This is a genomic window from Nocardia gipuzkoensis, assembly GCF_021183645.1.
GTDB classification, from domain to species: Bacteria; Actinomycetota; Actinomycetes; order Mycobacteriales; family Mycobacteriaceae; genus Nocardia; species Nocardia abscessus.
Genome location: NZ_CP089225.1, coordinates 1320537 through 1333733 on the forward strand (window position 1 = coordinate 1320537; position 13197 = coordinate 1333733).

Annotated in this window: 14 protein-coding genes and 1 tRNA gene; 7 read left to right on the top strand and 8 right to left on the bottom strand. The window is 68.6% G+C overall.

Translation table 11 applies throughout. The features are described from left to right. Window positions 1-80 precede the first annotated feature (80 nt). The 3 genes from LTT66_RS06140 to argS all read right to left on the bottom strand — a co-directional run bounded on the left by LTT66_RS06140 (window position 81) and on the right by argS (window position 4574). The gene (locus LTT66_RS06140; RefSeq protein ID WP_217441346.1) at window positions 81-1370 is read right to left on the bottom strand and encodes a homoserine dehydrogenase; all 1290 of its coding nucleotides are present in this window, start codon (window positions 1368-1370) and stop codon (window positions 81-83) included. Between the two features lie 62 nt (window positions 1371-1432). Next, a complete protein-coding gene (lysA, locus tag LTT66_RS06145; protein WP_233065057.1) occupies window positions 1433-2854 on the bottom strand; it encodes a diaminopimelate decarboxylase in 1422 nt (473 codons plus the stop codon). Between the two features lie 61 nt (window positions 2855-2915). Further along, the gene (gene argS, locus LTT66_RS06150) at window positions 2916-4574 is read right to left on the bottom strand and encodes an arginine--tRNA ligase (RefSeq protein WP_233065059.1); all 1659 of its coding nucleotides are present in this window, start codon (window positions 4572-4574) and stop codon (window positions 2916-2918) included. A gap of 93 nt (window positions 4575-4667) precedes the next feature. Between argS and LTT66_RS06155 the strand changes: the two genes are divergently transcribed. The 3 genes from LTT66_RS06155 (at window position 4668) to LTT66_RS06165 (ending at window position 6794) form a co-directional block, all read left to right on the top strand. Then, a complete protein-coding gene (locus tag LTT66_RS06155) occupies window positions 4668-5588 on the top strand; it encodes a DUF3105 domain-containing protein (protein WP_233065062.1) in 921 nt (306 codons plus the stop codon). Between the two features lie 278 nt (window positions 5589-5866). Next, window positions 5867-6616 (top strand): DUF305 domain-containing protein, encoded by a 750-nt coding sequence (locus tag LTT66_RS06160; RefSeq protein WP_233065064.1) that lies wholly within the window; start codon window positions 5867-5869, stop codon window positions 6614-6616. A gap of 105 nt (window positions 6617-6721) precedes the next feature. Then, a tRNA-Arg gene (locus tag LTT66_RS06165) sits at window positions 6722-6794 on the top strand. An 86-nt stretch (window positions 6795-6880) separates the two neighbouring features. On the opposite strand, the gene LTT66_RS06170 is transcribed toward LTT66_RS06165, so the two are convergent. From LTT66_RS06170 to LTT66_RS06180, 3 genes are all read right to left on the bottom strand, one after another. After that, window positions 6881-7048, bottom strand: a complete 168-nt coding sequence (locus tag LTT66_RS06170; protein ID WP_233065066.1) for a hypothetical protein — start codon at window positions 7046-7048, stop codon at window positions 6881-6883. 347 nt (window positions 7049-7395) lie between these two features. Next, window positions 7396-7773: a hypothetical protein gene (locus LTT66_RS06175; RefSeq protein WP_233065068.1), complete on the bottom strand. Its 378-nt coding sequence runs from the start codon at window positions 7771-7773 to the stop codon at window positions 7396-7398. Window positions 7774-7853: 80 nt separating this feature from the next. Then, window positions 7854-8228: a hypothetical protein gene (locus LTT66_RS06180; RefSeq protein ID WP_233065070.1), complete on the bottom strand. Its 375-nt coding sequence runs from the start codon at window positions 8226-8228 to the stop codon at window positions 7854-7856. Window positions 8229-8542: 314 nt separating this feature from the next. Between LTT66_RS06180 and LTT66_RS06185 the strand changes: the two genes are divergently transcribed. Continuing rightward, complete coding sequence (locus tag LTT66_RS06185; protein WP_233065072.1) at window positions 8543-9091, top strand: L,D-transpeptidase family protein; 549 nt, start codon at window positions 8543-8545, stop codon at window positions 9089-9091. A 115-nt stretch (window positions 9092-9206) separates the two neighbouring features. Here LTT66_RS06185 and LTT66_RS06190 read toward each other — a convergent pair whose 3' ends face one another. Both LTT66_RS06190 and LTT66_RS06195 read right to left on the bottom strand, forming a co-directional pair. Beyond that, on the bottom strand, window positions 9207-9890 hold the full coding sequence (locus tag LTT66_RS06190) for a hypothetical protein (protein ID WP_233065074.1): 684 nt from the start codon (window positions 9888-9890) through the stop codon (window positions 9207-9209). A gap of 209 nt (window positions 9891-10099) precedes the next feature. Further along, window positions 10100-10465, bottom strand: a complete 366-nt coding sequence (locus LTT66_RS06195; RefSeq protein ID WP_233065077.1) for a hypothetical protein — start codon at window positions 10463-10465, stop codon at window positions 10100-10102. Window positions 10466-10614: 149 nt separating this feature from the next. Here LTT66_RS06195 and LTT66_RS06200 point away from each other — a divergent pair, with 149 nt between their 5' ends. From LTT66_RS06200 to LTT66_RS06210, 3 genes are all read left to right on the top strand, one after another. Continuing rightward, window positions 10615-11016, top strand: a complete 402-nt coding sequence (locus LTT66_RS06200; protein ID WP_233065079.1) for a nuclear transport factor 2 family protein — start codon at window positions 10615-10617, stop codon at window positions 11014-11016. Between the two features lie 135 nt (window positions 11017-11151). Beyond that, window positions 11152-11748 carry a nuclear transport factor 2 family protein gene (locus tag LTT66_RS06205; RefSeq protein WP_233065081.1) on the top strand — a complete coding sequence of 199 codons (597 nt, stop codon included), beginning with the start codon at window positions 11152-11154 and terminating at the stop codon, window positions 11746-11748. 4 nt (window positions 11749-11752) lie between these two features. Beyond that, the gene (locus LTT66_RS06210; RefSeq protein ID WP_233065084.1) at window positions 11753-13171 is read left to right on the top strand and encodes a metallophosphoesterase; all 1419 of its coding nucleotides are present in this window, start codon (window positions 11753-11755) and stop codon (window positions 13169-13171) included. Window positions 13172-13197 lie beyond the last annotated feature (26 nt).

Here is a 13197-nt window from a genome sequence, read left to right on the forward strand (position 1 = left end):
CCCTGCCTGCGGCGCGACGCCAGTCGTGCGCCCACCCGTCTCCCGGCCACCCCTCGTGGCGTCGCTGCGCGACACTGTGGTCATTCTTCGGTGCCTTCCAATCTCAGAACGCTGGTCACGGATGTGACGGATGCCATATCCGCCAAGGCGGCCACGGTCTCCGCGAGCGCCGATTCCACGGCGTGGTGGGTCACCACGACCAGGCGCGCACCCGAGCCGTGCCCTTCTTGACGGACGGTCGAGATGCTCACCCCGTGATTGGCGAATTCACCCGCCACCGCGGCCAGGACTCCAGGACGATCCTCGACCTGCAGGTTCACGTGATAGCGGGTGGGCGTATCGCCGATCGGCGCGATCGGTAGCTCAGCATAAACCGATTCGCCCGGAGCGCGACCCCCGTAGAACTTGTTCCGCGCCGCCATCACCAGATCGCCGAGCACTGCTGAGGCGGTCGGGGCGCCACCGGCGCCCTGCCCGTAGAACATCAGCCGCCCGGCGTTCTCCGCCTCGACGACCACCGCGTTGAAGGCGCCGGTCACCGCGGCCAGCGGGTGCTTGCGCGGAATGAGCGCCGGGTAGACGCGCACCGAGACGCGCTCCTTGCCGCCGTCCTCCGGTCCCGGCTCGCCGGGGCCCGCGTCCACGCGCTCGCAGATAGCCAGCAGCTTGACCGTGCAGTCGAGCGCCGAGGCGGTCTCCAGGTCCTCGGCGGAGATCCGCGAGATGCCCTCGCGGTACACGTCGGCGGCGGTGACCCGGGTGTGGAATGCCAGGGAGGCGAGGATCGCGGCCTTGGCCGCGGCGTCGTAACCCTCCACGTCGGCGGTCGGGTCGGCCTCCGCGTAGCCCAGCCGGGTGGCTTCGGCCAGCGTGGCCGAATAGTCGGCGCCGGTCTCGTCCATCGCGGAGAGGATGAAGTTGGTGGTGCCGTTGACGATGCCGACGACCCGGTTCACCCGGTCGCCTGCCAGCGACTGGATCAGCGGGCGCACCACGGGGATGGCGCCCGCGACGGCGGCCTCGAAGTACAGGTCGGCGCGGCTGCGTTCGGCGGCCGCGGCGAGCTCGCCGGTGTAGTCGGCCAGCAGCGCCTTGTTCGCGGTGACCACGGATTTGCCCGCGTTCAGCGCGGCCAGGATCAACCGGCGCGGCGGATCGATGCCGCCGATCACCTCGACCACCAGGTCGACGTCGTCGCGGGCGACCAGTGCGTCGGCGTCGGTGGTGAGCAGGTCCGCGGGGATGCCGCGGTCGGTGTCGAGGTTGCGCACGGCCACACCGCGCAGCACCACCGGGGCGCCGACGCGGGAACGCAGGTCCTCGGCGTGCTCGCGCAGGATGCGCACGACCTCGGTGCCGACATTGCCCATACCCAGGACCGCGACACCGATCGGGCGATCGGTCCCCCACGCACCCTTGTTCGCGTTCGCCGTCACGCTTCCACCTCCAAGCTGAGCAGGTCCGCCACCGTCTCCCGGCGCAGGATCAGGCGGGGCTTTCCGTCCCGCACCGCGACGACCGCGGGACGGGTCAACTGGTTGTACCGGCTGGACATCGAGTAGCAGTACGCGCCGGTGGCGGCGACGGCGACCAGATCGCCGGGGCCGACATCGGCGGGCATCCAGGTGTCCCGGATGACGATATCGCCGCTCTCGCAATGCTTTCCGACCACACGCGCGACCACCGGCCCGGCCTGCGAGGACCGTGAGACCAGGCGGCAGTCGTAATCGGCCTGGTACAGCGCGGGCCGGATGTTGTCGCTCATGCCGCCGTCGACGCTCACGTAGCGGCGGCGCAGACCGCCGTCCAGCGAGACGTCCTTGATGGTGCCCACCTCGTAGAGCGTCACCGTGCCGGGGCCCGCGATGGCGCGGCCTGGCTCCACCGCGATCACCGGCGTCGGCAACCCGGCGCGTTCCGCTTCGGCGGCGACCAGCTCGCGCAGGTTCGCGGCGAACTGGTCCAACGGCGGCGGGTCGTCCGACGGCAGGTACGAAATACCCAGTCCGCCACCGAGATCCAGCGTCGCGATCTGCGCGGTGCGCTCGACGCCGAACTTGTCGATGGCCTCGCGCAGCAGGCCGAGCATGCGCCGCGCGGCGATCTCGAAGCCGTCGATCTCGAAGATCTGCGAGCCGATGTGGCTGTGCAGGCCGACCAGACGCAGATTGTCGGCGTCGAAGACGCGCGCGAGCGCCTCCATCGCGTCGCCGCCCGCGATCGAGAAACCGAACTTCTGGTCCTCGTGCGCGGTCGAAATGTATTCGTGGGTGTGGGCTTCCACACCGACGGTGACGCGCACCAGCACGTCCTGCACCACACCGGCACGGCCGGCGACGGCTTCCAGGCGCTCGATCTCGATCAGCGAGTCGACCACCACGTGGCCGACGCCCGCGGATACCGCGGCTTCCAGCTCCGCGACCGATTTGTTGTTGCCGTGCAACGCGATTCGCTCGGCGGGGAAGCCCGCGTGCAGCGCGACGGCGAGTTCACCGCCGGAGCACACGTCCAGCGAGAGGCCCTCGTCGCGGATCCAGCGGGCGACCTCGCCGCACAGGAACGCCTTGGACGCGTAGTGCACCCGCGCGTTCGCCCCGAAGGCGCGCACCATGTCGCGGCAGCGGGAACGGAAGTCGTCCTCATCGACGACGAACAGCGGGGTGCCGAACTGGGCGGCCAGCTCGTGCACCGGCACGCCGGCCAAGCGGAGGACCCCGTCTTCGCCGCGCACGGCGTTGCGCGGCCACACGTTCGCGGGCAGGTCGATCATCTGCTTCGGATCGCTCGGACGCTCCGGCAGATTCGGCGCGTGCGGAATCTCGGCATGCCGGGGACCGGCGGGATGTGCGCTCATGCCTTGTCCTCGCTGCGCTCGCTCACTGGTGCTTCCTTCCTCGCTCTGGTCGGCCGGCCGGTCACATGCGCTCCGGCGCACTGACGCCGAGCAGACCCAAGCCGTTGGCCAAGACTTGGCGCGTGGCGTTCACCAGAGTGAGCCGGGCGGCGTTCGTCGGTGAGACGGGGTCGTCACCCAGCGGCAGGACGCGCAGGTTCTTGTTGGTCTGGAAACGGTGGTAGGCGCCGGCCAGCTCCTCCAGGTAGCGGGCCACCCGGTGCGGTTCACGCAGGCTCGCCGCGCTGCCCACCACGCGCGGGTACTCGCCGAGGGTGCGGATCAACTCGCCCTCCTCCTCGGCCGAAAGCAGCGCGAGATCGGGGGTGACGGCGTCGTATTCGAACTCGGCGGCGTTGCGCGCGATGGACGCGGTCCGGGCGTGCGCGTACTGCACGTAGTAGACCGGGTTCTCGTTGCTCTGGCTGGCCCACAGGTTCAGGTCGATGTCGATGCTCGAGTTCACCGACGAACGCACCAGCGAGTATCGCGCCGCGTCCACGCCGATCGCCTCGACCAGGTCGTCGAGCGTCACCACGGTGCCCGCCCGCTTGCTCATCTTCACCGCGACGCCGTCGCGCAGCAGGTTCACCATCTGCCCGATCAGCACCTCGACGGTCGCCGGATCGTCACCGAAGGCGGCCGCGGCGGCCTTCAGCCTGCCGATGTAACCGTGGTGGTCGGCGCCGAGCATGTAGATGCACAGGTCGAAGCCGCGGGCGCGCTTGTCCTGGAAGTAGGCGATGTCGCCCGCGATGTAGGCCGCTTTGCCGTCGCTCTTGATGACCACCCGGTCCTGGTCGTCACCGTATTCCGAGCTGGCGATCCACCAGGCGCCGTCCTTCTCGTACAGGTCGCCGGAGTTCTTCAGCCGCTGCACCGCCTGCTCGACCGCGCCGGAGGCGAACAGCGAGCTCTCGTTGAAGTAGACGTCGAAGTCGGTGCCGAACTCGTGCAGCGACTCCCTGATGTGCGCGAACATCAGCTCGACGCCTACCGCGCGGAACAGTTCGAGGCGCTCGCCCTCCGGCTTGCTCAGCGCGTCGGGGTGCGCCGCGATGATCTTGTCGGCGATCTCGCCGATGTAAGCGCCCGCGTACCCGTTCTCCGGAGTCGGCGCGCCGGTGGCGGCGGCGACCAGCGAGGCGGCGAACCGATCGATCTGCGCGCCGTGATCGTTGAAGTAGTACTCGCGCGCCACGTCGGCGCCCTGCGCGGCCAGGATGCGGCCCAGCGCGTCGCCGACCGAGGCCCAGCGGGTACCGCCGAGGTGCACCGGGCCGGTCGGGTTGGCCGAGACGAACTCCAGGTTGATCCGGGTGCCCTTCAGCGTGTCCGCGGTGCCGTAGGCGGCGCCCGCGGCGAGCACCCGCTCGATGATCGCGCCCTGCGCGGAGGCGGCGAGGCGGATGTTCAGGAAGCCGGGCCCGGCGACCTCGGCGGCGGCGACACCGTCCGCGTGGGCCAGTGCGTCGGCCAGCCAAGTGGCCAGGTCACGAGGCTTGGTTCCGGCGCGCTTGGCCACCTGCATCGCGACATTCGTGGCATAGTCGCCGTGTTCCGGGTTTCGCGGACGCTCCACGGTGACCTCGTCGGGCAGGACCGCGGGGTCCAGTCCACGTTCGACAAGCACCTTCGCCGCGGTCGAGCGAAGGAGATCTGCAAGGTCAGCTGGAGTCACGAGTCTCTATCCTATGGTCTTGGCGGGTGTACACCTCTGGGTGGGCACTGCGCAGCCAGCGGATCCATCCACGTCGAAAGAGCACACTGAGCGATGCCTAGCAGTCCCAGCGCCAAATCGGCCAAGGCCGCCAAGGCCGCGGCGAAGTTGTCGGGTCCCCGCAAGGGGGGCAAACAAGGGCAGCTTCCGAAGAAGAATCGCCAGGTCCCCTGGCTGGCCATCGGCGCGGCCGTAGTAATCATCGCATTGATCGGCGCGCTGGCTTACAACCTGGTCCCCAAGTACCGGGAGAAGGCCGATCTGGAGAAGTACACGCCGAGCGCGCAGAAGAAGGACCCGTCGGACGGGATCGCGGGCGTGGTGAAGAAGGAATACCCCGCGGGCCTGCACATCGGCTCGAACCAGCGGGTGGCCTACGACCAGGCGCCGCCGTTCGGCGGCCCGCACGACCAGTCCTGGGCGACCTGCACCGGCGTGGTCTACGACAAGCCGATCCGGGTGGAGAACGCGGTGCACTCACTCGAGCACGGCGCGGTCTGGATCGCCTACAACCCGGACAAGGTGAACGCCGACGGCATCGAGACACTGAAGGCGAAGGTCGAAGGCAAGCCGTACACGCTGATGTCGCCCTACCCCGGCCTCGACTCCGCGGTGTCGCTGCAGTCCTGGGGTCATCAGTTGAAGCTCGACAGCGCGGACGACAAACGCGTCGGCCAGTTCATCACCGCCCTGCGGCTGAACAACTACACCTACCCCGAGGTGGGCGCCGACTGCTCGACCATCGTCTTCGACACCGACAACCCGCCGCCGTTCGACCCGACGCCGCCCGGACCCGACGCGGTACCGATGGACGGCAGGGGCCTGCAGCCGGATCCGACCGAGCTCGGTGGTGCGCCCGGCGGCCTTCCGGGTGTGCCCGGCGTTCCCGGACTCCCCGGGCTGCCCGGTATGCCCGGCGCTCCGGCGCCCGCGCAGCCCGCGCCCGCCCAGCCCGCACCCGGCGCGGGGCAGTAGTGTCCGGCGATCGTGAAGACGCCGGGACCGACTCTCGCGAAGCATCCGCTGGGGCCGGCACTCCCGAAGCAACCGCCGGAGCTGCCACCGCCAAGACACCCGCTGGGGCGGCCACTCCCGAAGCACCGGCCGGGACCGACTCTCGCGGCGCAACCGCCAGGGCTGGCACTTCGGAGGTACCCGTACCCGCCGACCGCGAAGCTCCGGGGGTTGGCGCGCCCGAATCCCGCACGCCCGGCGAGCACCGAGCCGCCGGATCCGACGAGCGCCGAGCCACTATGTCCGACAAGCACGAAGTCGATGGATCCAGCGGGCACGACGTTCCGGACGGATCCGATAACCGCGACGCGTCGGCCGGTTTCAGCGGACAGTTCCGCCGCCAGCGCACGGCGCTGCTGACCCTCGGCATCATCGGCGCCATCCTGATCGGCTTCGCGATCGGCGTGCTGGCGCGAATTCCGCTGGACGGTTCGCCGGAGCAGGACCCGGGCGCGGTCGACGCCGGTTTCAGCCAGGACATGTCGGCGCATCACGCACAAGCCGTCGAGATGGCGGGGGTGGTGCTGGTTCGTTCCACCGACACCGAGGTACGGCGTCTGGCCTACGACATCCTGACCACCCAGCAGAGCCAGATCGGGCGCATGCAGGGCTGGCTGCAACTGTGGGGCGAGCCCGCGCAGGGCGTGGACGGGTTCATGGGCTGGATGACCGAGCCCATGGGCGGACACGACCACTCCGGAACGAACGAGCCGCACCACTCCGGTCCGGTGTCCGCCATGCCCGGCATGGCCACGCCCGCCGAACTCGCCGCGCTGCGCCAGGCCACCGGCCCCGCCCTCGACACCATGTTCCTGCAGCTCATGCTGCGCCACCACGAGGGAGGGCTGCCGATGATCGACTACGCCGCCCAGCACGCGGCCACCACAGCGGTGCGCACCCTCGCGGAGACCATGGCCAAAACCCAGCGCGGTGAATCCGAGCTGATGACCACCATGCTCAGAACCCGCGGCGCCGCCCCCCTCCCCTGACCGAAACCCCGCCGCCGTCCGCGCTTTTTGGCGGACGGCGGCCGATACGATAGGCTGACCCAGCCCGATCGGACCGCCTTCCAGGCCCCGACCGAGTCCTATCCCGCCCTCGTAGCTCAGGGGATAGAGCGTCTGCCTCCGGAGCAGAAGGCCGCAGGTTCGAATCCTGCCGAGGGCACGCACGAGAAAGGCCCCTGTCGGCTCGTTCGCCAGCAGGGGCCTTCCTCGTCTGCATCTCAGCCTAGCTCGATGGATGTGACCGCATCAGCTGCTGCCGAACACACCATTCGGTATGAGCTTGTGGAACATGCGCCACAGCGGATCATTGCCGCGGCCACGGTCGTGATCTCCCCACCAATCATCGCCGCGGTCACTGCCGGGGAAGCCGGGACGGTCGTCCCAACGGTCATGCTTGATTTCGGTGCCGACCACGACGGGTGCCGCTGGATCGGCCGAGGCCGGAATCGTAGATATGGACAGGGACACAGCGGCGATAGCGCCGGCGACAACTGCGCGGGCCAGTATCCGGCGCGGAGTAGTCGATGTGGTTGCCGAGGACAACGGCAGATCCTTTCTAACATCAGTGCACGTATTCACCACGCCCCTGATCTGCCTGAAGGCACCCGGGAGCAGGGAGGAGATCCACAGTGCCCGCGTACGGGTGCCCCGGTCCCCCGGGCCATATCGTACGCACGTCCGATGTTTTAGGGAGGGTCGGCGTTACCGGGAGTCACGCGGTGGTCCCGACCAGCCGAGGACTGAAAGCCGTGTAGCCGGGTTCAGTCCAATAGGCGGTGACAGACGCTCGCGTCTGCCCCACGGCCGTATGCCCGCTCGAAATCCTCATAGCCCGGATCTATCTTGCCGTCCAGGTAGTACGGGACCAGAGCCGCCTCGACGCTATTGCACACCCATTTTTCACCCGAACCACTGTTTTGCATTTGGAAAGTAATCCAGTGGTGGCCGCTCAAAGGAGCTCCCGCGGAGGCCGTGCATTCACGGCCTTTCACGGATCCGAAGTGCGGTAAGTCGAGCGTGTAGTTGCAGGTGTAGGTCGGTAGAACTTGCGCGGCAGCGGTGGGGGCGGTCACCAGACCGGCGGTAGCGGCCAGCAGGAGTACAGGCAGGCCCAGGCGGGCCAGACGGGTTGTGCTCATCGCGGTTCCTATTCGAAATCGAAATCGATCGCATTTGCGGAAAGTGACTCGCGAACGGCTATCTCGCTCGCGTGGCGCGGTCAGATCGAGCGACAGTTACTCGCGTCCACCCCGGCGTTGAGCACCGCCTCCGCGTCGTAGGATCCCATTCCCGGATGGATCGGCTTGCCGAGGTACGGGAACGCCCCACCGCACTCCCATTTTTCGCCGGTGACGCTGTTCTCCATCCGGACCGGGTAGAAGTGGTTACCGTCCAGCGGCGCACCCGGCGACGCGGCACACTTGCGCGCTCGCATCGAGCTGAATATCACGAAGTAGCTCGTGATGGGCGTGTACTTGCAGGTGTAGGTCGGCAACGGGGGTTGTGCCACGGCAGTGGGAGCCGTCGCCAGACCAGCACTAGCGGCCAGCATGAGCACGGGCAGCCCGAGCAGGGCAAGACGGGTTGTGATCATCAAGGCACCTTCACCGACCGGCCTAAAGAAACCCTTAACGACTCGTAAGCAAGGACAACCGGCGCCGGCTTCCGTAGGAAATGATGACGAGTGGCACACCACGGTGGGCGGTCGACGCAGCCTTGTGCCACTCGTGACTCGTCTACGCACGGAAGGTGAACGTATTGGTCGGCGTTGGGGCTGGGCGGCGTTGGGTGGTGGTGGGAGTTGTCGCGGTCGCTGTGGCGGTGCTCGGGGGTGGCTTGTGGTTCGAGATCGCCGGGGAGCGGCCGCCGTTCGATACGGATGCGGTTTCGGGGACTCAAGTTGTTTGGGTGACGGCGCCGGCGGGGGCCGACCGGGGGACGTTGGAACTGTGGCAGCGGGACCGGCTTCGACGGTGGGAGCGCACGTTGGCGGTGCCCGCCTGGGTGGGCGCGGCTGGGATTTCGCGGGAGGCAAGGGAAGGGGCGGCGTATACGCCGGAGGGCACCTTCGCGTTGACCGAGGGCTTCGGCCGGTTACCTGACGTAGACGCGAAGCTTCCGTACCTGTCGGTGGATCCGTCGAACACCTGGTGGTGGGTGTCCGACACGGAGAGCCCGCTGTACAACCAGAAGTATCAATGCGCCGAGGGCGGCTGTCCGTTCGACACCGCCCTCAGCGAGAACCTCGGGCGCACCGACCCGCAATACAACTACGCGCTGGTCATCGATTACAACCGCTTTCCGGTGGTGCCGAAGCAGGGCTCGGCGTTCTTCGTCCACGTCGAGGCCGGCAGGCCGACCGCGGGCTGCGTCGCGGTCGGCGCCGACGTCATGCGTACGCTGCTGAGCACCCTCGAGCCGTCGAGGAAGCCGGTGATCGGCATGTACGCGACCTGAATCGCCGCACCGCGCGCGGACGAGGCGCGAAAGGCCCACTCGCAGACGAGAAAAGGGCTCCCGACTAGTCGGGAGCCCTTTCGCTCGAGTGGGTCGGGTGCCGTCTGCGGCTCGGCTACGGCAGGGGTTCGGTGGGCTTGTCGGTGGCCGTCAGGACGCCGGCTCTGGTGAGGTAGGTGAAGGCGGGGGCGGTCAGGCCGGGCTGGAGGAAGTAGAAGTGGGCTTTGGTGACCGTGCCGTTTTCGGCGGCGTCGCACAGGGCGTGCAGGGCGGTGGGGTCGACGGTGAGGGCGGTGAGCTTGCCCGCCTCGTAGTCCATCTCCACCCACTTCGCGTGGATGGCGGCGCTCATGACGCTGCCGGTGAAGTCCTCCCGGTCGGAGGCGGCGCTGAGGCTGAACTCGAGGCCGTCGTCGAGGTCGGTCGGCGTGTGCTGCCAGCGGCCGAATTCCCACCAGCGCACGAAGCTGACCGGACCGCTCAGCCCACCGGGCAGCTGCGCGGTCGGTTCCACCGAACGCACCCAGGCGGGCGCCGCGGCCAGCGGATCGTAGGAGGTCCCGGTGACCTCGTTGTCCTCGTCCCTCCCGAATAGCAGCGCGCGGTCACCGGGATATCTGACCAGTGAGTACCAATTGCCCTCACCGTCGTCGTTGATCAGCCGGCCGCCTTCCACTCTGGCCGTCTGCCCGATCTCCTGTCCGCTCGCGACCCGATCGGTGTGGGTCGCGGAAGTGATCACGTCCAAGACGGTCACACGCGCCCACAGCACCTCGGGATGCGGCAACTGAAATCCCATGCCGGGCAACGTATCACCGGCCCCCTACGGCGACAACCGGGCAACAATCGGCCGGACAACCCACCCGTCCGGCGCTGCGCACCGCGGCAAACGGGCTCGCTATGGGCGCTCACAGGGATCTTCGAATTTCCGACAAGACAGGCAAACTCGAGGCTACGTGCTCGATCACAGCTCGCACGGCATTCCAGCCTCCGCACGCACGGTTCGGCCTAAAGTCCCGGAGCGGCGGACTTCCGCGGACGCAGGGCATAGGCGGGGACCAACTGGTCGCGCACGTGCAGGTCCGGGCGGCCGTCGGCGAACTGGATGCTGTAGGTCACCCGGCCCACCCAGTCGCCGTCGACGGTGGGCAACCAGTGCGTCAGGGTGCCGGGGCGCTCGCCGCGCATGATGACGCCCGCGCCGTTCACATGCCGCGGAAGCCCCGGGTCGCGGACCAGGATCGCGTCCAGCCGCACCCAGACCGGCCGCGGCGGGTAGGTCAGCGTCCGGTAGTAGTGGCCGGTCCGGTTCGGGTAGACCAGCTCCGGTTCCGTGCCTTCGGTTCGCGGCGTTTCATCGCTTATCGAACCCATGTTCGAATGTTAGCCGGACATATGCGGCAAGCACCAGGCAACCCCGACCGGAAATCGGACGGCATGACGACGACCACATCTCCGGCTCGGGTCGCAGCGGAAGATCTAATATGATTGTTCTAGAACGATCATATTAGAAGGAGTACGACATGTCCGCGAAGTTCGAGGTCGTCAAGGGTTTCTACCGGGCGACGCAGACGGGTGACGGACCGGCGATCCTGGCGCTGCTGCACCCGGACTTCGAAGCCCGGACCGCACCGGGGATGCCGTGCGGCGCCGGGGGCTCTTTCCACGGGCCGCTCGCGGCGATGGCGCGAATCTGGGGCGCGGTAGCCCGGGATTTCGAAACCGCCCCGTACGACGAAACCTGGCAGGAGACCACCGACGGCACCGTCGTGGTGACGGGCCACTATCGTGGCGCGGCGCGTGGCACCGGCCGCGAATACGAGGCCGAATTCGTGCACCTGTGGCAGGTGGACGACGAAGGACGCATCACGCGGCTGCACCAGTACACCGACACCGCACGCTGGCACGCCGCGCTGACCGCCTGACCGCGCCGGGGAGACCGTTCGCCATGGGTCACGGCAACCTCGCGAACGGTCCCGTCCGGTTTGGTTTCCGGTGGCCCGGGCACGCCGTTGCCGTAGCGATGCAGGCACCGGGGGTAGACACCGGAGGACGACGACATGGCTTACCCGCCGGGCGGGCAACCGCCGGATGAGCAACCGCAGTACCCGCAACAGCCGTCTCCTGGACAGGGCCCGCCGCCGGGCCCGGGTTATCCGCCACCCGGTTATCCGCCGGCCGGATACCCGCCGCAACCACCGAAGCAGAGCCACACCGGCTTGATCGTCGGCCTGGTGGCGATAGTCGCCCTGGTGATCGCGGGGGCGGTGATCACGGGCGTGTTCTTGACCTCGCAGGGCCGAGGTCCGCTCGCCTCGGACGAGAAGCGGATCGAGTTGTCGATTCGCGACTTCTACGAGACCCTCGACACCCGCGGTTTCAGCGCGGCAGCCGAGCAGGCGTGCGCCCGCGAGCGCGCCGCTTTCGAGGCGATGACCGAGCGCGAGAGGAACGAATTCGACAGCACCGCCGTTTCGGTCACCATCGATAGGATCGAGGACGTCGTCGTCACCGGAGACACCGCGACCGCGAAGGTCACCGGCAAGCTCACCGTCGCGGTGCCCGGCGAACAGCCCGATACCGAAACCAGCACGACCGAGCACCTGAAGAAGGAAGACGGCAAGTGGAAGGTCTGCTCTGCGGAGGGCACGCGCTGAGCGAATGCACGCACCCATGAGTTGCTGCGGGCCGAACCGCAGAACCGTTCTCGGGGCACTCGGCCTCGCCGCACTGCTTCCCCTCGCCGGACGAACGAAAGCTCGGGCACAGCCGAATTCCGCCGTCGCCACCGATCTCGAAGTGGTGACCATCACCGACACCTCGGTGATCCTCACCTGGACCACGCTCGCCCCCGACCCGGCCGGGCGGCTGATCCCGGTCGACGCCGACACCCGAGTGCGGATCGGCCCCGCCGACGCTGCGCGCGACCCGGTGCCGGTCTTCGCAGACGACCGGCCCACCCCGTTCCACTACGCCGAGATCGAGGGGCTCGAACCGGGCCGCGCCTACCGTTTCGAGGCCTGGTCGGCGGGCCTGCGCGCCACGCCGGCGCTGTCGCTGACCACCTCCGATCCCGCCGCACCGGAAGCTCGCGGCGAATTCACCACTTTGGTTCCGCCGCCCGGCCGCAGGCTGCGCACGCTGGCGCTGGCCAACGACGTGCACTACGGCGAGCAGATCAGCGGCTTGATCGTCGGCGACCTGCCGCCCGGCTTCCGGCAGGCCCCTGACCTCGCGCCCTATCCCGAGGTGATGCTGGCCGCCGTCCTGGACGACCTGCGCCGCCCCGACCGCGGGGCCGAACGCCTGCTGCTGGCGGGCGACCTGACCGCCGAAGCCTCCGAAAACGACACACGTAAGGTGCGGGCCCGCCTCGACGCGTGGGGGGCCCTGGGCCGGGACTACCTGGCCGTGCGTGGCAACCACGACCGGCCGCACATCGGCGCCGAATACGCCGGTTGCGCGACCGCTCCCGTCGATCACCGGGACTGCTGGGCCGACGTCTTCTCCGCGCGTCAGCAACTGGTCGAACACGAGATCGGTGGCCTGCGGCTACTGGGCGTGGACACCAGCCGGCTCGACGGCGCGGGCGGATCCATCGAACGGCCCCAGTTCGATCACCTCGCCGAACGCCTGCGCGCCGATCCGGACCGGCCGACGCTGCTGTTCGGCCACCACCCCGTCACCACCGAGTCCGGGCTGACCAACCTCGCCGGGCCGGGATTCGTCCTCGACGGACGCGACAGCGCCGAACTGCAGACGCTCTACACCCGGTCGCCCGGCGTCTTCCTGCATCACAGCGGCCATACCCACCGCAACCGCCGCACCAGACCGGACGCGTCGTGTGCGGTGGAGTTCCTGGAGGTCGCCGCGGTCAAGGAGTATCCGGGCGGCTACAGCCTGCTGCGTCTCTACGAAGGCGGCTACATGGTCAATTTCTACAAGACCCGCACCGAGCAAGCGCGGCGCTGGAGCGCGCTCACCCGCGGCGAGTACTTCGGGCTACTCCCGGACTACACGCTCGGCACCTGTGCCGACCGCAATCACGTTGTGCTGCGCGACTTCTCGGGGCTGCGGTAGCGGGCGAGGGGATTCGCCAGATCCGG